General features: G+C 55.2%; 25 protein-coding genes, 2 tRNA genes and 1 pseudogene. 8 read left to right on the plus strand and 20 right to left on the minus strand.

What is annotated here, in order from left to right; genetic code table 11:
- The first annotated feature begins 4 nt into the window (after positions 1-4).
- Entirely contained in the window at positions 5-1375 is a 1371-nt protein-coding gene (gene glmM / locus E3E37_RS00965) for a phosphoglucosamine mutase (protein ID WP_167714444.1), read from the plus strand.
- Between the two features lie 13 nt (positions 1376-1388).
- On the opposite strand, the pseudogene E3E37_RS00970 reads toward glmM, so the two are convergent.
- The 9 genes and pseudogenes from E3E37_RS00970 to E3E37_RS01010 all read right to left on the minus strand — a co-directional run.
- Positions 1389-2165: pseudogene (locus E3E37_RS00970) on the minus strand (energy-coupling factor ABC transporter ATP-binding protein); the annotation flags it as partial.
- Positions 2162-2821 carry a CbiQ family ECF transporter T component gene (locus tag E3E37_RS00975; RefSeq protein WP_167714446.1) on the minus strand — a complete coding sequence of 220 codons (660 nt, stop codon included), beginning with the start codon at positions 2819-2821 and terminating at the stop codon, positions 2162-2164. The pseudogene E3E37_RS00970 and the gene E3E37_RS00975, both read right to left, overlap by 4 nt.
- Position 2822: 1 nt before the next feature.
- Positions 2823-3071, minus strand: coding sequence for a PDGLE domain-containing protein (locus E3E37_RS00980; protein WP_167714447.1), 249 nt, complete (start codon positions 3069-3071; stop codon positions 2823-2825).
- Positions 3068-3682: an energy-coupling factor ABC transporter permease gene (locus tag E3E37_RS00985; RefSeq protein WP_167714448.1), complete on the minus strand. Its 615-nt coding sequence runs from the start codon at positions 3680-3682 to the stop codon at positions 3068-3070. Before E3E37_RS00985 ends, E3E37_RS00980 begins: the two co-directional genes overlap by 4 nt.
- Positions 3683-3822: 140 nt before the next feature.
- A complete protein-coding gene (locus E3E37_RS00990; protein ID WP_167714449.1) occupies positions 3823-4623 on the minus strand; it encodes a proteasome assembly chaperone family protein in 801 nt (266 codons plus the stop codon).
- A 1-nt stretch (position 4624) separates the two neighbouring features.
- Complete coding sequence (locus E3E37_RS00995; RefSeq protein WP_088864207.1) at positions 4625-4804, minus strand: RNA-protein complex protein Nop10; 180 nt, start codon at positions 4802-4804, stop codon at positions 4625-4627.
- Positions 4801-5628 (minus strand): translation initiation factor IF-2 subunit alpha, encoded by an 828-nt coding sequence (locus tag E3E37_RS01000; RefSeq protein ID WP_167714450.1) that lies wholly within the window; start codon positions 5626-5628, stop codon positions 4801-4803. Before E3E37_RS01000 ends, E3E37_RS00995 begins: the two co-directional genes overlap by 4 nt.
- Positions 5629-5729: 101 nt before the next feature.
- Positions 5730-5927: a 30S ribosomal protein S27e gene (locus E3E37_RS01005; protein WP_012571194.1), complete on the minus strand. Its 198-nt coding sequence runs from the start codon at positions 5925-5927 to the stop codon at positions 5730-5732.
- A gap of 3 nt (positions 5928-5930) precedes the next feature.
- Complete coding sequence (locus E3E37_RS01010) at positions 5931-6215, minus strand: 50S ribosomal protein L44e (protein ID WP_014012391.1); 285 nt, start codon at positions 6213-6215, stop codon at positions 5931-5933.
- Between the two features lie 183 nt (positions 6216-6398).
- Here E3E37_RS01010 and E3E37_RS01015 point away from each other — a divergent pair, with 183 nt between their 5' ends.
- Positions 6399-6977: a hypothetical protein gene (locus E3E37_RS01015; RefSeq protein WP_167714451.1), complete on the plus strand. Its 579-nt coding sequence runs from the start codon at positions 6399-6401 to the stop codon at positions 6975-6977.
- On the opposite strand, the gene E3E37_RS01020 is transcribed toward E3E37_RS01015, so the two are convergent.
- The 4 genes from E3E37_RS01020 to E3E37_RS01035 are packed head-to-tail and all read right to left on the minus strand — an operon-like array spanning position 6959 to position 9422.
- Positions 6959-7144: an HTH domain-containing protein gene (locus E3E37_RS01020; RefSeq protein WP_232460731.1), complete on the minus strand. Its 186-nt coding sequence runs from the start codon at positions 7142-7144 to the stop codon at positions 6959-6961. The two genes, E3E37_RS01015 and E3E37_RS01020, sit on opposite strands and share 19 nt — an antisense overlap.
- 55 nt (positions 7145-7199) lie before the next feature.
- Positions 7200-7781 carry a lysine exporter LysO family protein gene (locus E3E37_RS01025; protein ID WP_167714452.1) on the minus strand — a complete coding sequence of 194 codons (582 nt, stop codon included), beginning with the start codon at positions 7779-7781 and terminating at the stop codon, positions 7200-7202.
- The gene (locus E3E37_RS01030; protein WP_167714453.1) at positions 7778-8023 is read right to left on the minus strand and encodes a hypothetical protein; all 246 of its coding nucleotides are present in this window, start codon (positions 8021-8023) and stop codon (positions 7778-7780) included. Before E3E37_RS01030 ends, E3E37_RS01025 begins: the two co-directional genes overlap by 4 nt.
- Positions 8024-8051: 28 nt before the next feature.
- Positions 8052-9422 carry an RNA-guided endonuclease InsQ/TnpB family protein gene (locus E3E37_RS01035; RefSeq protein WP_371731678.1) on the minus strand — a complete coding sequence of 457 codons (1371 nt, stop codon included), beginning with the start codon at positions 9420-9422 and terminating at the stop codon, positions 8052-8054.
- 163 nt (positions 9423-9585) lie between these two features.
- On the opposite strand from E3E37_RS01035, the gene E3E37_RS01040 reads away from it, so the two are divergent.
- Entirely contained in the window at positions 9586-10785 is a 1200-nt protein-coding gene (locus E3E37_RS01040; RefSeq protein WP_167715228.1) for a pyridoxal phosphate-dependent aminotransferase, read from the plus strand.
- A 15-nt stretch (positions 10786-10800) separates the two neighbouring features.
- Here the strand turns inward: E3E37_RS01040 and E3E37_RS01045 are convergent, their stop codons facing one another.
- Entirely contained in the window at positions 10801-11004 is a 204-nt protein-coding gene (locus E3E37_RS01045; RefSeq protein WP_167714455.1) for a MoaD/ThiS family protein, read from the minus strand.
- A gap of 192 nt (positions 11005-11196) precedes the next feature.
- On the opposite strand from E3E37_RS01045, the gene E3E37_RS01050 reads away from it, so the two are divergent.
- The 5 genes from E3E37_RS01050 to E3E37_RS01070 all read left to right on the plus strand — a co-directional run bounded on the left by E3E37_RS01050 (position 11197) and on the right by E3E37_RS01070 (position 15706).
- Positions 11197-11282, plus strand: a tRNA-Ser gene (locus E3E37_RS01050).
- A gap of 21 nt (positions 11283-11303) precedes the next feature.
- Positions 11304-11378, plus strand: a tRNA-Cys gene (locus E3E37_RS01055).
- 355 nt (positions 11379-11733) lie between these two features.
- Positions 11734-13002, plus strand: a complete 1269-nt coding sequence (locus tag E3E37_RS01060) for an Nre family DNA repair protein (RefSeq protein WP_167714456.1) — start codon at positions 11734-11736, stop codon at positions 13000-13002.
- A 60-nt stretch (positions 13003-13062) separates the two neighbouring features.
- Positions 13063-14184 carry an alkaline phosphatase family protein gene (locus E3E37_RS01065; protein ID WP_167715230.1) on the plus strand — a complete coding sequence of 374 codons (1122 nt, stop codon included), beginning with the start codon at positions 13063-13065 and terminating at the stop codon, positions 14182-14184.
- A 238-nt stretch (positions 14185-14422) separates the two neighbouring features.
- Entirely contained in the window at positions 14423-15706 is a 1284-nt protein-coding gene (locus E3E37_RS01070; RefSeq protein WP_167714457.1) for an FAD-dependent oxidoreductase, read from the plus strand.
- A 56-nt stretch (positions 15707-15762) separates the two neighbouring features.
- On the opposite strand, the gene E3E37_RS01075 is transcribed toward E3E37_RS01070, so the two are convergent.
- The 6 genes from E3E37_RS01075 to E3E37_RS01100 are packed head-to-tail and all read right to left on the minus strand — an operon-like array spanning position 15763 to position 21527.
- Positions 15763-16410: a 30S ribosomal protein S7 gene (locus tag E3E37_RS01075; RefSeq protein WP_167714458.1), complete on the minus strand. Its 648-nt coding sequence runs from the start codon at positions 16408-16410 to the stop codon at positions 15763-15765.
- Positions 16411-16415: 5 nt separating this feature from the next.
- Positions 16416-16859 carry a 30S ribosomal protein S12 gene (locus tag E3E37_RS01080; RefSeq protein ID WP_014788295.1) on the minus strand — a complete coding sequence of 148 codons (444 nt, stop codon included), beginning with the start codon at positions 16857-16859 and terminating at the stop codon, positions 16416-16418.
- Between the two features lie 10 nt (positions 16860-16869).
- The gene (locus tag E3E37_RS01085) at positions 16870-17307 is read right to left on the minus strand and encodes a NusA-like transcription termination signal-binding factor (protein ID WP_088864220.1); all 438 of its coding nucleotides are present in this window, start codon (positions 17305-17307) and stop codon (positions 16870-16872) included.
- Positions 17307-17615 (minus strand): 50S ribosomal protein L30e, encoded by a 309-nt coding sequence (locus E3E37_RS01090; protein ID WP_167714459.1) that lies wholly within the window; start codon positions 17613-17615, stop codon positions 17307-17309. The genes E3E37_RS01085 and E3E37_RS01090 overlap by 1 nt, the downstream gene beginning before the upstream one ends.
- Positions 17616-17628: 13 nt before the next feature.
- Entirely contained in the window at positions 17629-18804 is a 1176-nt protein-coding gene (gene rpoA2, locus E3E37_RS01095) for a DNA-directed RNA polymerase subunit A'' (RefSeq protein WP_088864222.1), read from the minus strand.
- Between the two features lie 5 nt (positions 18805-18809).
- Positions 18810-21527: a DNA-directed RNA polymerase subunit A' gene (locus tag E3E37_RS01100; protein ID WP_167714460.1), complete on the minus strand. Its 2718-nt coding sequence runs from the start codon at positions 21525-21527 to the stop codon at positions 18810-18812.
- Between the last annotated feature and the right edge of the window lie 5 nt (positions 21528-21532).

A 21532-nucleotide genomic window follows, 5' to 3' on the forward strand; every position in this document is an offset into this window, starting at 1 on the left:
TAGCATGGGAAGGCTCTTTGGTACCTTCGGCGTCAGGGGGATAGCCAACGAGATGATAACGCCAGAGTTCGCCCTGAAGATGGGAATGGCCTTCGGGACGATGCTCAGGAGGGAGGGAAGGAAAAAGCCGCTCGTCATAGTCGGCAGGGACACGAGGGTAAGCGGGGAGATGCTGAAGAGTGCATTGATAAGCGGCCTCCTCAGCGTCGGCTGCGACGTCATAGACGTTGGAATAGCTCCAACGCCTGCAATCCAGTGGGCCACAGCTCACTTCAACGCCGACGGTGGGGCCGTTATAACCGCTTCCCACAATCCACCTGAATACAACGGCATAAAGCTCCTCGAGCCGAACGGCATGGGGCTGAAGAAGGAGCGCGAAGCGGTCGTTGAGGATGTTTTCTTTAAAGAAGACTTCGACAGGGCCAGCTGGGACGAGATAGGTGAGGTCAGGGAGGAGGACATCATCAAGCCCTACATCGAGGCGATAAAGGCTCGCGTTGACGTCGAGGCGATAAGGAAGAGGAGGCCCTTCGTGGTCGTGGACACATCCAACGGCGCCGGCTCTCTAACGCTTCCCTACCTCCTCAGGGAGCTCGGGTGTAAGGTGGTGAGCGTGAACGCCCATCCCGACGGCCACTTCCCTGCCAGAAACCCCGAGCCCAACGAGGAGAACCTGAGGGGGTTCATGGAGATCGTCAAGGCCCTTGGCGCGGACTTCGGAGTCGCCCAGGACGGCGATGCCGACAGGGCGGTGTTCATAGACGAGAATGGCAGGTTCATACAGGGTGACAAGACCTTCGCGCTCGTTGCCGATGCCGTTCTGAGAGAGAACGGCGGTGGGCTTCTCGTTACCACGATAGCGACCTCGAACCTGCTCGATGATGTAGCGAGTAAGAACAACGCGGAAGTGCTGAGGACGAAGGTCGGTGACTTAATCGTCGCAAGGGCCTTGCTTGAGCACGGCGGAACCATCGGCGGCGAGGAGAACGGAGGAGTAATCTTCCCGGACTTCGTCCTCGGCAGGGACGGGGCGATGACAACGGCAAAGATAGTCGAGATTTTTGCAAAGTCGGGCAAGAAGTTCAGCGAGCTGATTGATGAGCTTCCGAAATACTACCAGTTCAAAACGAAGAAGCACGTTGAGGGCGACAGGAAGGCGATAGTGGCCAGGGTGGCGGAACTCGCTGAAAAGAAGGGTTACAGGGTGGACACCACCGACGGAACCAAAATTCTCTTCGAGGACGGCTGGGTGCTTGTGAGGGCAAGCGGGACCGAGCCGATAATCAGGGTCTTCAGCGAGGCGAAGCGCGAGGAGAAAGCCAAAGAGTACCTTGGGCTCGGGCTGGAGCTTCTGGAGAGTGTGCTGAAGGAGTAGTCTTCTTCCACTCTTTTAGTATTTTCATCGCTTCCTCTGTGCTTCTTGGAAGTGGCAGGCCAAGGCTCAGGAACAGTTCTACCAGTGGTGGGACATCCAGATTGTGCTCTCTAAGGAGCTCTGGATTTCCAAGTATCTCTTCAGGAGTTCCGACTGTGATAATCCTTCCGCGGTCCATAAGGGCTATCCTGTCGCAGAGCGAGAGGTAATCGGCCTCGTGGGAAGCAAGGATGACGGTTTTCCCCTCGCCCTTCAGTTCGAATATGAGCTCCCGCATCAGTCTCCTGCCCCTGAAGTCGAGGTTGGCGAAGGGTTCGTCAAATACTATTATCTGTGGCTTCATGGCAAGGACTGTGGCTATCGCTATCCTCTTCTTTTCCCCGAAGCTGAGCTCCTTCGTTTCCCGGTTCGCATATTCTGCCATGCCCACTTTGTCAAGCGCCCACATAACGCGTTCTTCGAGCTCCTTTCCCCTGAGGCCGAGGTTGTAAGGGCCGAATGCAACGTCCTCAAAGACGGTCGGCGAGAACAGCTGGTCGTTGGGGTCCTGAAAGACTATGCCAACTTTTCTCCTGACATCTTTTGGCCTTTTTACAGGATCGAGGCCGTCCACAAGGATTCTGCCTTTTTTGGGAGTGAGAATTCCGTTGAAGTGGAGGAGCAGAGTGCTCTTTCCGGCTCCGTTGGGGCCAAGGAATCCGAAGAGTTCTCCCTTCTCAATCGCGAGGTTTATTCCCCTCAGCACTTCACTGCCGGAGTAGGAGAAGTAAAGGTCTCTCAGCTCTATCATAGCAGCAGTCCCCCCAGAGCGAGTACCGCCAGCAGTACTGTGTGGAGACTTGTCCCGGGCTCCTCCAGGCTCGGAAACTCCCCGAAGCCCCTCGCCAGCATAGCCCGGTATATCCTCCCGTTCCTGAGGTAAGCCCTGACGAATATCTCGCCGATGAGGGAGCCGAGCTTTTTGTAGTATTCCTTCTTCCCGATCCCAAAGGCCCTTGAGTCGAGGGCACGCTTCATTTTCATCGCTTCATCGAGGAAGAGGTCGAGGTAGCGGTATGTGAAGGCCAGGGTCAGGGTTAGTATCCTTGGAAACCTCAGTGCCTCCATCTCGGCGAGTATCCTGGAGAAGCCCACCGAGCTGGTCACGACCACGGCCGTTCCGGCGGAGAGGAATGCCTTTCCAAGGAGCATGAAAAACGAGTGGATTCCCTCATGGGTTATTGGACCAAGAGGGGTCTCTAAGATTGCTTGTCCCGGATTGAAGAGCGCCATGATAAACAGAAGCCCTTCGAAGCCGAGGAGGAAGCCGAGCTTTTTGAAAACACCCCTCTTTGGCCTCATTGTGAGCACAACGACAAGGAAAAGGAGCCCAAAATAGGCTAACTCTGTGAGGCTCTTTCTCGTTACGACCCCAATCGCGTAAAGGAAAATGAAAGGCAGGTACACCTCAGGCACCCTTTGCAAGCTTTGCCAAACCGTAGCCGACTCCAAACGCCAGTGCTATGCCAAGCAGACCCATCACAACGCTCTGGCACCAGGTTTCCCCGTAATCAAGGGGAGCGTGGTAAACCGGGTTCTCCTCAAGGCCGACTTTCTCCATAGTGGCTTCGAGTCCATCCGGATTGCTTGAAGCCAGCGGCAGCACAAGCGCCAGTACGACGGCTATAACTACCAGCCCTTTGAAAACCGTTCTCATGCAGGCACCCCCTCCACCAATGGAAGCTTTGCCCTCACGGCGTAGACTATCAGGACGGTGAGTACGGCCTCGCCGATTCCAATTATCGAGTGGTAGCCAACCATCAGGGTGAGGACCTTGAGGAACGGAAGGCTGTGGCTGAGGCCTATCTCGACCGATGCGAGGGCAGCTCCAAGAACGACGGAGAGCCAGGCAGCAAAGCCCATGGCAAAGGTTTCGTTGAGGGACTTGAGCCTAGTGTAGAGGCCGTAGCCTATGAAAGCCCCAATCAGCCCCATGTTGAGGATGTTTGCACCTATTGCAGTTATCCCGCCGTCTCCAAAGAGGAGCGTCTGTATGAGAAGAACCGCGGTCATGACTATTACCGCCGCGTAGGGTCCAAGCATTATTGCAACTAGAGTTGCCCCCAGCAGGTGTCCGCTGACGCCTCCTATTATCGGGAAGTTTACCATCTGGGCAGCAAAGATTCCGGCAGCGAAGAGGCCCAAGAGGGGGATCTTCTCCTCCGGGAAATCCTTCAGTTTCCGTATCGCGTAGGCTATTCCGGCTATCGTTATTGCGTAGGTTATTGCTATCACGGGAGTGCTCAACAGTCCGTCCGGAATATGCAACTTAAACACCTCCTCGGTTTTTGTGTTATCAACTGAATAAAGAGTAACACGAAATAAAAGTGTTTTTAAAACCGCGTATTACCAACCAAAGGTTGAGAACAGTGGTTGTGATATCCAGTCATGGAAAAAATAGAACGGGCTCAGAGGTAGCCCCTGTCTTCCTCCTCCGGGGCCGGTGGCATCTGCTGCTCCAGCATCGCCCTCTGCATCTCTTGGACCTTCCGGAGTATCTCCTCCGTCTCCTTGGCACGCTCCTCAAGTGCTGTCATGTCGAGCTCAAGGCCGAGTATCTTGGTAACGGCCAGGAGGACGGATTTTGCCGCCTTGGCGTCGACGATGTAGCCAAGGCTCTCGCCGAGCAGGCTTACCCCGAACATCGAGCGGAGCTTGCCCATACCGAGGAGCAGTCCGGCGGCGCCTACTATGGCCCCTCCCTCGTCCTCGCGCCAGATAACCTCGACCTGACAGCCCTCAAGCTTTTTCTGGTAGTACTCCACCAGCTCCTCGTGGGTCACCGCAGCGAGAACCTTTGGCTCCCCCTGGAGCTCGGGCACCTGGTAGCCACCCATAGTGATTATTTCTCTGACCCCGAACTCGCTCACGAAGTCCAGCATCTTTCCAACGACCTCAAAGTGACCGGGGCTGTCCGTTGGCGGAACCTGCTGGTCGCCGGTGATGATTATGATGTCCCTGCCGTTTTCGTTCGGGTTCTTCCAGTAGTAGAACTCGTTCTTCATCAGCTCAACGACGGAGTTCTTCTTTATGAGAACCTGGTGCATGAAGTGCGGCGAGTAGAGCTCGGCGAACTTGACCGCGTTGAGTTCCTGAATGAGGTGCTCAGCGGCGAGCTTTCCGACCAGCCCTATACCGGGCAGGCCCTCTATGAAAACGGGGTCTCTGAGCTGGGGCCTCTCATAGACGTGAATGACTGACTCCTTCATATCACTCCCTCCCGACAATGCCCAGCTGCTCGCGCTTCAGCCTCCTTCTGTACTCCCCGTAGGGATCCTCCGGCGAGAAGCGCGGCGGATGGGCTACCTTTGTTTTAGCCCCGCAGACCGGACAGATTTCCTTGAGGGTGTAGCGCCCGCATTCGGGGCACTTTCTTATCCGGAACCTCATGCCCCTCTCCTCTTTATCTTCTTGATTCTCTTCTCCTTTCTGATGAGTGTCGCTTCACCACCCGCCTCCTTTATGACTCGCAGTATCTCTTCGGCTATGTCCTCAAGAACCTCCTCGGCCTTGTAGTAGTCCGGGGCTGTTATGTCTATTCTGTACCTCGGAGCGCCCTGATAGGAGAACTTGACCTCTATATCCTTCTCCTCGTTGGCCCGATCTCTCGCCCTTATAAGGGCCTCCTTGATAATCTCGACTCCGTTTGGACTCGGGACGGTTATCTCGAACTCCGCATCTATGGTAACGGTCGGAATCTCAACGTAGGCCTCGATAATGGGCTTGAGCGCCTCAATCCACTCGTCGCTGATGAGTCCCTTGAGAACCTCCATCCCGTTCTGGGCCGCGTCTTCGAAGGCGGCATAGACTTCTCCGTACTCCTCCTCGAGGGGAACCCAGACCTCGCGCCAGGCCGTCTCGAAGTCCTTACCAATCTTCTCAGCCGCCATCTTGAGCAGGTTCTCGGCCTTCTGGGCGCGCTTGTACTCCTGGAGCTTGGCCTTCCTCTGCTGCTGGTTGACGCGCTTGAGGCTCAGGTCGATGTGCCCCTTGCTGGGGTCAACTCGGATGACTTTGGCGACTATCTTCTGGCCCTCCTTCACGTAGTCCCTGATGTTCTTGACCCATGTGGAGGCAACCTCACTTATGTGCATGAACCCCTCCTTGCCCGGATACTCGTCAAGCTTGAGGAACGCACCGTAAGGGTGAATGCTCTTCACGGTGGCAACCACAAACTCTCCCTCTTCAGGGTACTCTTTGGCTTTCCTCGGCATTTTAACCACCTCAAAATTTTCTCTGCCGGGGTAAGTTACGAAAAGAGGTATTTAAAGTTTAGCAGAAGCCTCCGGACACGGAGGCAAAGGAAAGAAAAGGTTCACTCAAGAACCTCGAGTATCTTGGCCTTGATGACGCCCTTTCCGCCGGTCGGCTCGACGAGGGTAGCACCGCAGACGAGGCAGCGGACGGTCGTTGCAGGGTTGCTGAAGACTATCTGCTCGTTGCCGCAGTCTATGCACTTGACGCGGAGGAACCTGCTCCTCGGCATCGGAATGAGGTTCTTCGGGAGCGCCATGCTTCACACCTCCACCAGCTCGAACTTCTTAACGCGGAAGCCCTGTCCCCTGGTGTGGGCCTTGCCGCACACGGTGCACCTAAACCTGAGGTCGAGCTTCTTGACCGGCTTCTCCCTTCCGGCCGGGTTCGGCCTCGGGAAACCGCGGTAACCCTTCATGATTCTCCTAAAGCGTCTCTGACCCTGGCTGAGCTCGCTCCTCGGCCTCTTCTTGACCTTCTCGACCTTGTGGATGGTGTGCTTCTTACAGTAGGGGCAGTAAGTTCTTATCTGCTTCGGATACTTCATTCTCTCACCTCCACGCAGAGGCCCGGTGGGTTCCTACTCGCCCCAGCCTCGGACACCCCCGAGCCGTGAGGCATGATAGTGCCTGCAGGCATCGGTAAGCGTGAGGCTTTAAAAAAGTTTTGCGGACTGAACCAAAACATTTAAATAACAAAAAGTTATTAAACGTTCCGGGAGGTGAGGGCCATGGAACGTATGATAACCACCGTGGAGGAACTGAAGAGGCTGGAGGCGAAGGCAGAAAAGGAGTACAGGAGGCTTCTCAAGAAGCTCAAGGACCCGGAGTACGCTGATCTGAGGGCCCTGATCCTCAGGATGGCTATAGACACCGCCTTTCACAAGCACCTGATGGAGGCCCTTGAGAGAGCGTACCATGAGTCCCTGAAGCTCGTGGATGAATACGGAACCAGGGAGGATGTGGGTGAGATTGCACTCATCCCCGGTCTGCCGACGATGGTAATGCCCTTGGGCTTCGGTGCAATTGGCGCCAGGGTCCCCCCGGAAGAGATAATCGAGGAGTACCTAAAGGACTTCCCGACGGAAGTTGTACTGCCTGAGAACGGAGACGGAAAGCTTGGTGAGTTGCTTGGGGAGTATATCAAGCTCCAAGAGAGGATGCTGGAGCTCTACGACAGGCTCTCAAGGAGGGCATTCCACCCGGTAGTTAGGGGTCTTGCCACGGAGATAAAGAGAAACGAGGAACAGCACGGGGCAATCCTCAAAAAGCTCGATGAGAGGTACGGGACTCACTCGGCAGGTGCGTAGTAGCAGCGCTTCGGTGAGATTATTTTGCCCTCCTTTTTGAGGACTTTTATTGCCTTGTCCACTTCCTTCTTGTCGATACCGGCTATCTCTGCTATCTCCTTGCTCTTGAGGGGCCTCCCTGCTTCCTTCAAAACCTTGAAAACGAGTTCAACCTCGGCCATTTTCATCACCGGTTAAGTTTATACATAAAACCTAAATCGTTTGAACTTAAAAGATTATTGGTTAGAACTGAAGGATAAACGGAACAACGAAGGGCACCAGAGCGGTGAGCACAAAGCCATGAACGAAGGCTATGAGCGCAACGTCACTTCCCCCAAACTTCGTCATTATCGGCAGCGTGGTATCCATCGTGGTCGCGCCGCCCATGGAAACGGCCAGCTCCTTTGGAATTCTCCTTATTGCCAGCGGGTACAGCAAAACGGTGAATATCTCCCTGGTAAGGTTGGCCAAGAAACCGAGCGTTCCATAGACTGCCGAATACTGTGCGATGAGTGGCCCTGTGAGGCTGTACCATCCACAGCCGGCCGCAACGGCCAGTCCCCACCTGAGTTCTATGCCCAAAAGCAGGGAGGCGACAAGGCCTCCGAGGAGCGAACCCAGAAGAGTCCCGAGGGGCAGTTTTATGGCCAGCCTTCCAAGCCTTTTAATCTTCCCAAGTCGGAAGGTCTGGCCGAGGTCTATCCCGATTATCAGTATCAGAAGGTAGAGCATGGCCTCATAGAGATTGCCAAATTCAGGGGCGTAGAAGTGCCCAAAGGCTATGCCGGCTATGAGGGAAACCAGAACGTAGACCAGAAACCTCATCCCTTCTCCCCCGCTAAAAAGGCGACTCCAACGCTGCCAACTATGGTGAGGGCTGCGAATACGATTGATGAAACTAGGAGCCAAAGGGCGTCTATCTCGACCTTGCCTGCCTCAACCCCCATGAAGAATATGAGGAGAATCAGCGAGGCGCTCATGGGCAGGTTAACGTTAACTCTGCGCCCCTTTCTCCGAATTATGTAGCCAATAAGAATCCCCGCGATTAGTGGGATGAAGATGTTCATGTAAACCCCTCCTCTGAAGGTTAGTGAACTACCCCACCCTTACGGACGGGGCTTCGTGAGGAGTGAGACCACCCCAAGGTAGCCTCACCCTCACAGGCCGGTTCACACGGCCACTACCGGCTATCCCCCTGACGGGAGAATCGCCGGCTACCTTCCTCAAAATGTTCAACGCACCGTTCACGTCGGCATTAACCAGCGTTCCAGTTGAGGACTGGAAGAGACCCCTCTTCACCCGCCTCCCGAGGTATTCCTTCTTTTTCCCAATAGGCTCCAGAGTGAGGGCATCAACCCTGCTCGTGTAGGACTCATCAACCTCGATGTAGTTAATCCCGTAACGTTCGCACTTGGCTTTCAGCTTCCGCTTGAAAAGGCCGAACGGAACATACTGGAAATTCTGGTTGTTCCTCTTGCCAAGGTTGGCGTTCTGCTTTATCCCTTTCAGCTCACCAATTACAATATTCCCAACCCCGTTCTCAAGGCAGTAGTTCACGATGTAGCTCACCGCCTTGTTCATGAAGTCGTTAATCACGTTCTTTCTTTTCCTCAAAAGCCAAGCCATCTTTTTGCCGAACTTTACACCCTGCTTGTCGTATCGACTTTGGAGGCGGGCCTTCTCCATGTTCCACCACCGGTTGAAGCTCTTCAACCCCCGGCCTTCGATGATGAAGGCCGTCCCGGTGGTGGAAACACCGGTGGCGAAGTTGTTAAGGCCCAAATCAATGGCGAGGTATTTTGAGTGGTCTAAATCCCTCCTCTCGGGCTCAACCTCATAAACGTACTCGATTTCGAACCAGAGGGCATTGTATCTTGGCACGATGCGGACTTCCTTTATCCTGTGGCCCTTAACGTTCTTCGGGAGGGTGAATTCGAGGTGTTTAACCCCGTATTTTTCTGCGAAGTTCCTGCCGAGGGAGAGGATTATTTTATCTCCTTTAACCCTGAAGGACTGGTATGGGAAGATGAGGAGGAAGTGGCCGTTCTTAGGGAGGTATCTCGGCGGCCTGACAGGACGGTTGTAGTTACCCTTCCTCCTCTCGTTGATGACGTGGAAGAAGGAGCGGAAGTTTCTCTCCACGATTTTCATCGTTTGCTGTGCGGCTTGGCTCGGAAGGAGTTTGTAAGGCTCGCTGTCCTTCACGAGGTGGTAGGCTTTGGCGTATGGCAGGAAAGTGCCGTTCAGCTCGTAGTGTTGTTTAACCGTGTAGAGTGTGAGGTTGTAGAGGCTCTTGGATAGATGGGTCAGGGTTCGGAGAATTTTGTAGGTCTTCTTGTCCACCCGGAGGTGGTTCTTTTGGGTGAGATACGTGGGAAACCACCTATTATTTTTTATTAAAGCTGTATTTAATGATTTCGGGGCTTTCGTCTCCCTTTCGGAAGGAGTCTTCCCGCCCGAAGGGATAAACGTATCGAGGGGCTCGGTGGGTGTTCACGTCATCATGGTGCATCTCTTCAGCATGCTTGCTAGTCGTCATCGCCCGTAATCCTTTATCTCCGCCTCTTTTTAAACCTATGTGGGCAAAGCTTTTTACTACAAACCTCTCATCCTTCAAATGGTGATCCATATGATTCGCGCATCTGAAAGGGCCATGGGAATTGAGTACGCCATCAGGGACGTTGTTCTCCCCGCAAGGGAGCTTGAGAAGAAGGGAATAAAGGTCATCCGGCTCAATATAGGCGATCCGGGCAAATACGACTTTCAGCCCCCGAAGCATATGAGGGATGCATACTGTAAGGCCATCCAGGAAGGTCACAACTACTACGGGCCAAGCGAGGGCCTTCCGGAGCTCAGGGAGGCCATAGTCACAAGGGAAAAGAGGAAGAACGGCGTTGATATAACCCCCGAGGACGTTCGCGTCACCGCTGCCGTTACCGAGGCCCTCCAGTTCATATTCGGGGCCCTCCTCAACCCCGGCGACAACATCCTCGTTCCGAGTCCCAGCTATCCACCCTACGTCGGCCTGGTCAAGTTCTACGGAGGAATCGCCAACGAGTACCTGACGGTCGAGGAGAACGGGTGGCAGCCCGACATAGACGACATGAGGAAGAAGATCAGCGAGAGGACGAAGGCCATAGCGGTGATAAACCCCAACAACCCAACAGGCGCTCTCTACGAGAAGAAAACGATAAAGGAGATACTCGACCTCGCCGGCGAGTACGACCTGCCCGTCATCAGCGACGAGATATACGACCTCATGACCTACGAGGGGAAGCACGTTTCCCCGGGTTCTCTCACCAAAGACGTCCCGGTCATAGTGATGAACGGCATGTCAAAGGTCTATTTCGCCACCGGCTGGCGCCTCGGCTACTTCTACTACGTTGACCCCGAGGGCAAGCTTGAGGAGGTCAGAGAAGCGATAGACAAGATGGCAAGGATAAGGATATGCCCCAGCACCCCTGCACAATTTGCCGCGATAGCCGGCCTGACCGGTCCGATGGACTACCTCGACGAGTACATGGGCAAGCTCAAAGAAAGGAGAGACTACATCTACAGGCGCCTCACCGAGATTCCGGGAATAAGCACGACGAAGCCCCAGGGAGCGTTCTACATCTTCCCGCGCATAGAGGAGCGCTCGAAGTGGAAGAGCGACAAGGAGTTCGTGCTCGACGCCCTCAACGAGGCCCACGTGCTCTTCGTTCACGGCTCAGGCTTTGGCTACGCTGGAGACTGGCACTTCAGGATAGTCTTCCTGCCGCCGGTGGAGATACTGGAGGAGGCCATGGACAACTTCGAGGCCTTCATGAGGAAGAGACTCGGGGCTTGAAGCCCCCTTTTCTCATCATCCTCCAGAAACGACGGGTATTACCTCCACGTAGTCGCCATCCCTCACGTTTTCATCTTCGAGGGCGACGCGGCCGTTCACCTTTGCTATGGCGCTCTCCGTGTTGAAGCCTATCTCATGGAGCAGATCTGAGACCTTCATGCCCTTTCTCCATTCAACTTCCCTCTCGATGCCCCTACCAAGAACCTTTACCCTTATCATTGCTCACCACCGGCTCGATGTTTTTTGCCCACCTTTATAAACCGAGCGGCCTCAGAAGTGGTGGCCCTCCGCACCCCTCGGTGCCGGGCCAGCCTCTCATCATCGGCCGCGGTAGAAAGTGGGTTTCTGGGATGGGATGCGTCCAAAAAACTTAAAAACCCTCTCCGGCTCATATAACCTGGGCATTGGAGTGCCGCGGTAGCCTAGCCTGGTAGGGCGCCGGCCTGCTAAGCCGGTGGGCGCTGCCCACAGGGGTTCAAATCCCCTCCGCGGCGCCAAAATCTTTCTGGGGTTCAAATGCCGGGATAGCCTAGAGGTGAGGCGGTGGACTGCAGATCCGCTTTACGGGGGTTCGAATCCCCCTCCCGGCTCCACAACAAACTTTTGCGGGGCAAAAGTTTGATCAAAAGTTGGTGATTCCTTTTTTTGAGGTGCTCCTTTGAGAAGGTTTGCCTTTTTGAGTGTAGTTTTTGGGTTTGGAATTCATAATTGGAGTGCTCTAATTTAAGGGGTTTGTTCATTTTCGCGCTCCAAAGGAGCGCTTTAAGCGTTTAAACCCGCGTTTTTGAGGGGCTTTGAATCGTGAATTCCTGCTTGAAAATGCCTGTTGAGATTGCAAACCTTTTCTCAGTTGGCTTTTTGTGAGGAATCACGAACTTTGATGAAACTTTGCCCAGCAAAGTCTGGCCCGCAACAAACCATAAATACCTCCCCGCTTACCTACATCCGATGAGCGCCCCTGTCTTCAACTCAAAACTCTGCGCAGTCTGCAAGGGCAGAAAGCTCCTCTGCGGCAGGCCAACCTGTCCAATCCTCGAAAGGTTTAGGGTAGCCCGGACGGTTGAACGGAGGCTCAACAAGCGTCACCTCTTCGGCTCTTCTCCCCCGAGCATCTTCGTCGGCGAGTACGGCTACCCCAAGGTGAGAATAGGTCCCCTCGTGCCGCCGATTGAGGGCGACACCAGTCACCTCGATAGTCCCCTCCGGTGGGAGGACAAGACCATACGCGACATCCTCTACTACCGCTCTCTCCTTGTCATGGGGGAGACAAGGGCAGACGTCCACGTGAGGAGGAGCGGTAGAATACTGGGCGAGGTTCAGGAGCTGGCAATGTCGATAAAGCCCGTTGACAGCGAGATTCTCCTCAAAAGAAAGCCCGTCCTCAAAGTCCTCCCGAGCGAGTTTGCACCGCCCATAGGGCCGAAGGCTGAGCTACTCGACTTTGAACTCACGGAGAACCCGAGGATTCCAAGGAGAACTGACTACGTTGTGAGCGACGAGCTGAAGGCCGAGCAGGCGATAATGAGGCTCTACAACTGGGGCTTTGACGAGTACTACATCATAAGGCTCCTCTCGGCCGGACTCCTCGGGGTGAACAAAAAGCTCGTTCCAACGCGGTGGAGCATCACGGCAGTTCAGGACACGATAGGGAAGAACCTGCGGCGCGAGATACTCCACTATCCCGAAATAAACGACTACGAGGTGTACTTCTACAGATTCCTCGGCAACCGCTACGCCGTTCTGCTCATGCCCGAGGGCTACGCCTTTGAACTGCTTGAGGTCTGGCTCAAGGGGTCGCTTTTCGGTGCCTCTGAACCCAGCGTCATCCACGACTACGAGGACTTCCGCGGGAGGAGAGAATACGTCAAGGAAACGGCAGGGGCATACCACGCCGCCCGGCTGAGCGTTCTGGAGGCGCTGAGGGAAAGGAGGAGGCAGGCGAGGGTGGTGGTCTTCCGCGAAGTTACTCCCGAGTACTACGCCCCCGTCGGAGTCTGGCAGATACGCCTCGGCGTGAAGAAGGCGATGGGTAACTTGATCGGTCGATTCGAGACGCTCAACGAGGCGCTCGATGCCATAAAACGGCGCCTTGAACATCCCTTTGAGAGGTATCTTGCAAGGAGCTACGTCCTTGGGAGCCTCGCGAGGCAGAAAACCCTAGATGAGTGGCTCGGAAGGAATTTATACCGCCTCGACCAAGGAAATCAAGGTGGATGATGACCACTCCATCCCACTGAGGCGTGATGAGTGCACGTCAGGCTGACACCGGTGATGAAGATGTGGAAGAAGCTGGCTCTCATAAGCCTCGATGGCAACGGGGTTTACAACCTGAAGCACATGCCCTTCCTGAGCGAACTCGCTGAAAGCGGCGAGTTCGCGGTGGTTGATTCCATCTTTCCAACGCTCACGGACTTAGTTCACACCAGCGTGATGACGGGGGTGTGGCCGAAAGACCACGGCGTCGTTGAGAACGGCTACTACGATAGGCTCGCCGACAGGAAGGTCAACTTCTACGACTACGAGGTTGCCTTCAACCCCCACAGGGTCATAAAGGCCCCGACGGTGGTGGATATACTCCGCCCCAGGGGCGTTAGAACAGCCAGCGTCTCGGGCTACACCATGCCCCCCTTCAGCGGGACGGACGTCAGAATCTTCCCGCCCTTCTTCGCGAGCGACAGGATGTACCGTCAACATGGCCGGGACTGGAGGAAGGACCTGTGGGTTCTAAGTTCAGCCCTCTACCTCTACGAGGAGTGCAGGCCTGACCTACTCCTCGTCCACTTCGCCTCGATAGACGGCATGAGCCATGACCACGGCCCGCTGAGCGAGGGGGCTCTGAAGGCCGTCGAGACCGTTGACACTGCAGTGAGAACACTGTGGGAAAGGTTGAAGGACGAGTACGCCTTCATAATCTTCGCCGATCACGGGCAGGAGGAAGTTCACACCTGGGTGAATCTAAAAACTTACCTGAGGAAGCATGGCATCGAGACGCTCCGCGTTTCCTCGGGAGGCGGAGCACACGTCTACCTCAGGAACCCAAACGAGGCGGAGGAGGCCTTTGAAATCCTCAGGAGAGCTCCAGGAGTTGGGGCGGTCTTCTTCCGCGAGGATTTGGAGCACCTAAACAGTCCGAACAGCGGCGAACTGATAGTCTCCGCCAGGCCCGGTTACTGGTTCTGCTCTCACAGGATGTGCAAAGGGGTAAAGGGAGTGAGCCACTGGGTCAGGGGGATGCACGGGTCGATGAACGAGCCCGTCGTTAAGGTCCCCCTCATCCTCTGGGGCTTTGAGGGGGCTGAGCTTGAGAACGCCTCGCTGATGGACATAGCGCCAACGGTTTTGAAGTTCTTCGGGATAGAAAAGCCAGGGAGCATGGTAGGGAAGAATTTAATAGAATGAAAATTGTGTTGCTCCCGCTTTTTCCAAACGATGGCAAGTGGGGAAGAGCGGATAACGCCCCAATACTATATACCGGGACCGTTATTCTCATTCCATATTGGATGAATGCTGTACGTATCTGATTGTCTGCTGGAACCAAGTCAATTTCAACATGAATCCAAACCCATATATACTTTGAGGGTGTAAAACGGAGTGAGAATAACTTTTCTTCAATCAATTGCAGCTGGGAGCTGGTTTTATGAAAAAGCACGCTGAGTATCTAGTTGTTGGTTCTGGGGCCGGTGGAGCCACTATAGCGAGAGAACTGAGTATGGCAGGTAAGGACGTTCTAATCGTGGAAGCTGGGAAGTACGAAGAGCACGTTGGGACTTTTAGGGACTCCCTCAGATACTTTGAAACGACCGGGTACAAAACCCCGAGGACTTCCAGGGAGGGGGTGATCCTGTGGAGGGCTATAATGGCCGGTGGTTCGACTGTCGTTTCATGTGCAAATGGAACCCGATGCCTCCAGGAAGAGTTCAAAGACCTCGGGATAAACTTGGAGAGCGAATTTAGGGAAGCTGAAGGGGAGATGAAAATAGCCCCAACTCCGAAGAGCCTCCTATCCGAGGCGTCACTGAGCATGTTAGAAGTTTCTGCCGACTTAGGCTACAAGATGGAACCAATGCCGAAGTTCCTAGACTTCTCCAAGTGCGTTCGCTGCGGGTGCTGCACCTTTGGGTGCCTTCAGGAGGCAAAGTGGACGGCCCTGGATTACCTGAACGATGCCCTTGCCCGTGGGGCTGATGTGCTCTACGAAACCAGAGCCCACGAGGTGGTCGTGGAGGATGGCAGGGCTATAGGCATTCGGGGAAGCGGGAAGGGAGGCTACACCGAGATAACGGCAGATAACGTCATACTGGCTGCCGGTGCACTGAGTACCCCCGTGACTCTTCAGAATTCTGGGGTGAAGAATGCCGGAGGAAACCTTTTCATTGACATCCTTGTGAACGTCTACGGCAGGGCGGAGGGCCTTCATCAGGCCAGGGAGCCAAGTATGGCCCTTGTTGACCACGAGTTCCATGATGAGAGGGGCTTTATTCTGTCCCCCTACATAAACATCAACCGTACCGTCCGGTTCATGGAGGCGGGTAGAAAGGGATTCATGATGCCCACGGACAAGCTTTTGGGAATCATGGTAAAGACTGCGGACGATCCCACGGGCAGGGTCTATCCCGGCGGGAGCGTTTCAAAGGGTGTGACCAGGGACGATCAGAAGAGACTGGATGAAGGCGCCGCAATAGCCAAAGAAATATTGGACGGCATTGGGGCTGATCCAGGTTCATTCGTTGTCTCAAAGCCTGAAGGGGCCCACTTTGGTGGTACCGCTGCCATAGGGGCGGTTGTTGACGAGCACCTTGAAACGGAGATAAGGAACCTCTACGTCTGCGATGCCAGCGTCCTCCCAAAAGCTCCAGGAATGCCTCCAATACTGACGATAGTGGCTCTGGCCAAGTGGCTCGGAAAAGCGCTGGCCCACTGACCTTTTAATTTTTGAACAAAATCCAGGAGAATAGGAAGGGAGAAACCGGCCAGCCCTCAGCGTGAGGACTGGGCGATCCTTTCGATCTCTTCCTTCTTGCTGTAGGCGAAGCTCTTCGGGTCCCTGTTGGCTGCAGCTATGATTTCCTCCGCCAAAGCCTGAGCGTAGCTGGTCTTGTTCCTGTAGCACTTGGCGGAAGCACCGAGGGCGATGTTCTTGAGGGCTATGTCGAGCCTCCTGAGCGGTGAAACGTCAACGGCCATGTGATAGCGGATTCCACCGAAGGCTATGGTGGTCGTATCTTCCCTCGGGGCGGAGTTCTCAATGGCTCTGACGAGGACCTGAATCGGGTTCTGCTTGGTTCTCCTCTCGATGATCATGAAGGCCTCCTTGACGACCTCGTAGGCCTTCATTTTCTTACTCATGAGGGAGCGGTGCTCTCTCCTCATGAAGTGACCGCCGACCTTGTGACCGCTGGCACCGCTGCGCATGACCTTGTTGATGAGCCTCTCGACGATGTGAACGTTGGCCTTGCCGAAGGCCTTCTTGGCATGCCTTCCGTGGCTGTGGGGAAGTATGCGGGCGTCGAGGTTGATGTAGGGCCTGAGCGAGGGGTCGTTCACGACGACGTCCTCAACGCTCCACCTGCCCATGACCTTGAGCTCCTTAGGCTGATAGAACCTCTCGGTAAGCGGCTTGGCCATTCACGTCACCTCCTCGGCTTCTCCTTCCTTCCCTTGACGAGTTCCTTGAGGGAAACCCTGTTGACCTTGACGACCTTGTACCTGATTCCTGGGATATCACCCATAGAACCGCCCTTTGGACCGCCGATTCCTTCAATGATGACCTCGTCGTGCTCGTCGATGTGGTTTATAGCTCCGTCACCAGGGGTGAAGGCGGTGACGACCTTACCGTTCTTGATGAGCTGAACCCTAACTGCCTTACGCATAGCCGAGTTCGGCTGCTTGGCCTCGACGGCTATCTTCTCAAGGACTATTCCCTTGGCCTGAGGAGCACCTTCGAGCGGGTCGCTCTTCTCCTTGAGCCTGAGAACTCTCCTCTTGTAGCGAATGTCACTCCAGCGGAACTTCTTCCTTTTGAGCTTGAGCTTTCTACCGGCAAACTCTCCATACGGGGCCTTCTTTCCAGGCATGAGCATCACCTCAAATTATGATCACATCTTGAATGCCGTGGTGTCTCTCCATCAACTCTTTCACGAGGTTGATGTTCTGGCCGCCCCTTCCGATGGCGCGAGGCTTCTCGCGCGGTCCTATGTCGAGGAGGGCGACCTTCTTACCATCACGCTTCTCAGTGATGTGAACCTTTTTAACCTTAACCCCGAGGCTCTTATAAATGTTCCTCAGGAACTCTTCGGGGTTCTCCGAGTGCTCTATGAGCTCTATGTCCTTTCCGAGCATGTTCTGGACGCGCTTGACGTTGGCTCCCTTCTTTCCGAGGGCCAGTCCCATCTCACCCTTCTTGATGACGTAGATGAGCCTGTTTCTGTTCGTGTCTATGAGGCAGTCGAGCACTGTAGCTCCCGTCATGCTCTCGAAGAGCGCTATGAACTTGATCTGGTCTGTGTTGAGCTTGAGCGGCATTACTCCTTACCCCCAGCCAAGGCCAGTATCTTGCTCTCACCGGGGTCTATCACGGCGAGGGCCGAAACGGTGTGCGGCCTTCCGAGAAGGGTTCCGAGCTCGACGCTGGTTCCCTCGAACTCGTAAACCGGTATGCCGCTGAGCTTGGCGTAGTACTCGATGTCCTCCTTGATGTCCGGCCTGGCGTTCTTGGCCACTATGAGCATCCTGGCCCCGCCCATCTTGGCGTACTGGATGGCCTTCTTGGCTCCCATGATTATCTTTCCGGTCTCCTCAGCCTTCCTAAGCTCGAACGCAAAGTCAACCATTAACTACACCTCCCTACTCCCTTTTCGGTCTCAGGGGGAGATTCATTGCCAGTTTAACGATTCCCGTACCGACGGGAACGGGTTGTCCGATGAGGACGTTCTCGACGACACCGTTGAGCGGGTCGGTTTCACCCCTCTCAGCCGCCTCAAAGAGGTGCTGGGTGGTGATCTCGAAAGCGGCCCTGGCAAGCACGCTGGCCTTCTCCCCAACTATACCGTGCCTGCCAATGGGCAGTATGACTCCATCGAGCGTCATCATATCGGCGACGAGCATTATGTGCCTGACGTCGACCTCAAGACCCTGCTCGCGCATCGTGTTGACTATCTCCTCTATGATGGCGTTTCTCGCGGCTTCGATGCCGAGCACCTCGGCGATTTCGTGGATGTTGTTGGTCCTGGTTCTCGTCGGGTCAACGCCCGGAACCTTGATGACCTGCTTGAAGTTGGAGCCCTCGGTGTAGATAACGTACTCGTCGCCTTCCTTCCTTATGATGGTCTTCCCGACGCCCGAGAGACCCTTAAGGCGGTGCTTTTTAACCTTTTCGGCAAGCCTCCTCAGGTCGGAGAGCTTACCGACCTTCTTGGGGCGCATTATGACTGTGTAGCCGTCGACTTCAAATTCAGCACTCTTAAAGGAGCTCTCAAGCTTCCTCTGGATCCTTTCCATGTCGAGACCGGCTTTCTCAAGTCTCTCTGGGTCTATCTCGACGATAAACTCGAAGTTGAGGATGTCTATGCTCATCTCCCTGGCGAGGTTCTCAAGGCTCGTTCCCTCAATGCGTCTGGCGACCTCCAGGGCCTTCTCTCTATCATACCTGTGCTTCTCATCGAGGTAGACGGTCATGATGGGTGTTGACGGGTTCTTTCTGGCATCAACGATCTCAATGATCCTCGGCAGACCGAGGGTGACGTTGATTTCGGCGACACCCGCGTAGTGGAACGTGTTCAGGGTCATCTGAGTTGAGGGCTCGCCGATGGACTGGGCCGCAACTGTTCCTATGGCTTCTCCAGGCTCGATGAGGGCCCTCTGGTACTCGTTAACGGCCTCGTCTATGATGGCCTGGACCTCGGCCTTCTTGAGCTTGTACTTTTTGTTGTACTCGACGAGCTTGGTGTAGAGCTCTTCCTTGATGTTGTCCGGGAGCTCTGCCTTGTCGACCATGCTCTTGATGGTTTTTGCGGCGACCATTTATATCACCCCTTCCCCCTCACCTTGAGCAGGGTTTTTACAATCACTCTACCAACGTCCAGCGTCTTGCCTCCCCAGCTCTTCATCGGGTCTATTCCGTCCTCGCCGTACTTGAACTGAACGATGATTCCAGTTGGGTCTCTGACGGTTCCGTCGTAGTCCACCTTGAGGTCCTGGAGCGCGTTTATCAGACGGCGTTGCATGTAACCGCTCTGGGCCGTCCTGACGGCCGTGTCAACCAGTCCTTCCCTACCACCCATGGCGTGGAAGAAGTACTCCTGCGGTGTTAGGCCGCTCTTGTAGGAGTTGGTGACGAATCCCCTGGCCCTGGCTCCGAGGTCCCCGGGCTTGAAGTGGGTCAGAACCCTTCCGCGGTAGCCGCGGTAGAGACGCTTTCCACGGATGGACTGCTGGCCAAGCATTGCCGCCATCTGGGTGATGTTGAGCATCTTACCCCTCGCTCCGGTCTTGGCCATTATGACGGCGTGGTTTGTCATACCGAGGTAGCGCTCGGCAACCTTACCCGCGTTGTCACGCGCCTCGGCCAGGACGGCCATTATGTTGCTCTCAAGGGTCTCCTCAAGTGTCTTACCCGGCAGGGGCTCAAGCTCGCCGTTCTTGTAGGCCTCTATGAGCCTGTTTACCCTCTCTTCCGCCTCGCGGATTATCTCGTGGATCCTGTCGAGGGCCTCGCTCGGGAGGTCTTCGTCGTCTATCGCAGTCGTGAAGCCCTTGTGGGTGATGACCCATATTGCCAGCTTGGTGACCTGGTCAAGGAACTGCCTCGCCCTCTCAACGCCGTACTCCCTCACGATGATGTCGAGAAGCTTTCCATCCTCCCTGCCGTAGGCCTTCTTGTCTATTGCACCGCTGAGGAGCTTGCCGTTGAGTATGTATGTGAAGCCATCGTAGGCGAGCTTTCTAACTTCCTCCTCGTCGGGGATGAGCTTTTCCTCTATGAGCTTCTCCAAAGCCTCACAGCGCTCCGGCTCATCGCAGAGCTTGTTGCGGTACCAGATTGTAAGGTCTTCCGGAAGCAGGAGCGAGAATATGGTCTTTCCGCTCCAGAGCTCGACGCCGTTCTCGACCTTATCCGGCTTGGGGAGCTTGTCCACGTCAACGCCGGCGAACATGAGCATCTGCTCGACCTCTGCGCGGGTGAAGTATGCTCCCTCGCGGGTGAGCAGGTAGCCACCGGAGATATGGTCCTGTATTCCAGCGATGAGCGGGCCACCGTAGCGCGGCGAGATGATGTGGTTCTGGACCTCCATGAGTATCTTCGCCTCTGCCTGAGCCTCCTCCGTCTGCGGCACGTGGAGGTTCATTTCGTCACCGTCGAAGTCGGCGTTGTAGGGCGGGCAGACGGCGAGGTTGAGCCTGAAGGTCTTGTAGGGCATGACCCTGACGCGGTGGGCCATGATGGACATCCTGTGAAGCGAAGGCTGCCTGTTGAATAGAACTATGTCGCCGTCGAGGAGGTGCCTCTCAACTGTCCAGCCTATGTCGAGCTTCTCGGCGATGAGCTCAAGGTTGTTTTCCATGAGGCGGATTCTCCTTCCTTCGGGGTCGATAACGTAGTTGGCGCCCGGATACTTCTCGGGCCCGTTGAGAACCATCTTCTTGAGCTTCTCGAAGTTGAACTCGGTGACCTTCTCAGGAACGGTGAGCTCCATGGCGACCGCTATGGGAACGCCGACCTCGTTGATGCTTATCATCGGGTCGGGGCTTATGACTGTACGGGCAGAGAAGTTGACACGCTTACCGCTGAGGTTTCCACGGAAGCGACCTTCTTTACCCTTCAAACGCTGGGCGAGGGTCTTGAGGGGCCTTCCGCTCTTGTGCTTGGCCGGCGGAATACCGGAGGTCTCGTTGTTGATGTATGTGGTAACGTGGTACTGTAGGAGGTCCCAGAGGTCCTCGATGATGAGCTGCGGCGCACCGGCCTCGATGTTGGACTTGAGGCGGTTGTTGATACGGATAATATCGACCAGCTTATGGGTGAGGTCGTCCTCAGCCCTTATACCGCTCTCAAGGGTGATTGATGGCCTCATGGTAACGGGCGGAACCGGCAGGACGGTTAGAACCATCCACTCCGGCCTGGCCTTCTCCGGGTGGAGTCCGAGGAGTGGCAAATCCTTGTCGGGTATCTTCTCAAGCCTGTCCCTGACCTCGCTCGGCATCATCCTGTGCTTGTACTCGTTGCCCTCCTCATCCTTCCTGAGCTCCCAGTATATCGTCGGTCTCTCGAACTTGATCGGGAACTGCGGGGCACCGCAGTGCGGGCAGACCATCCTCTCCTTGGCCTTCTTGTGTATCTCCTTGATGAGCCTGTCCTTGGCCTTCTTCCTGTCGCCCATGACCTCGAACTTGTGGGTGTACTCCTCTATCTCTTCCTCGGTGAGCTTTATCCTTCCACATTCTCTACATGTGCTCTCCAGAACCCTGTGAATGGTCTTGGCGAATCCGACGTGGATTATCGGCCTTGCCAGCTCAACGTGCCCGAAGTGGCCGGGACACTCTCCTGCTCTCGCTCCGCAGGTCTCACAGCGAAGTCCCGGGTCGATCACACCGAGCCTTTTGTCCATGAGGCCGCCCTCTATCGGGTAACCGTCATCGTCGTAGGTGTCCGGGACGGTTATCTCGGCCGCGCTCATCTTTCTGATTTCCTGGGGTGAGAGGATTCCGAACTCAATACTCCCGATGACCTTCTTCATCGACTGCATGGCAA

Origin of the sequence: Thermococcus sp. ES12, assembly GCF_012027515.1 — an archaeon.
Classification (GTDB): domain Archaea; phylum Methanobacteriota_B; class Thermococci; order Thermococcales; family Thermococcaceae; genus Thermococcus; species Thermococcus barossii.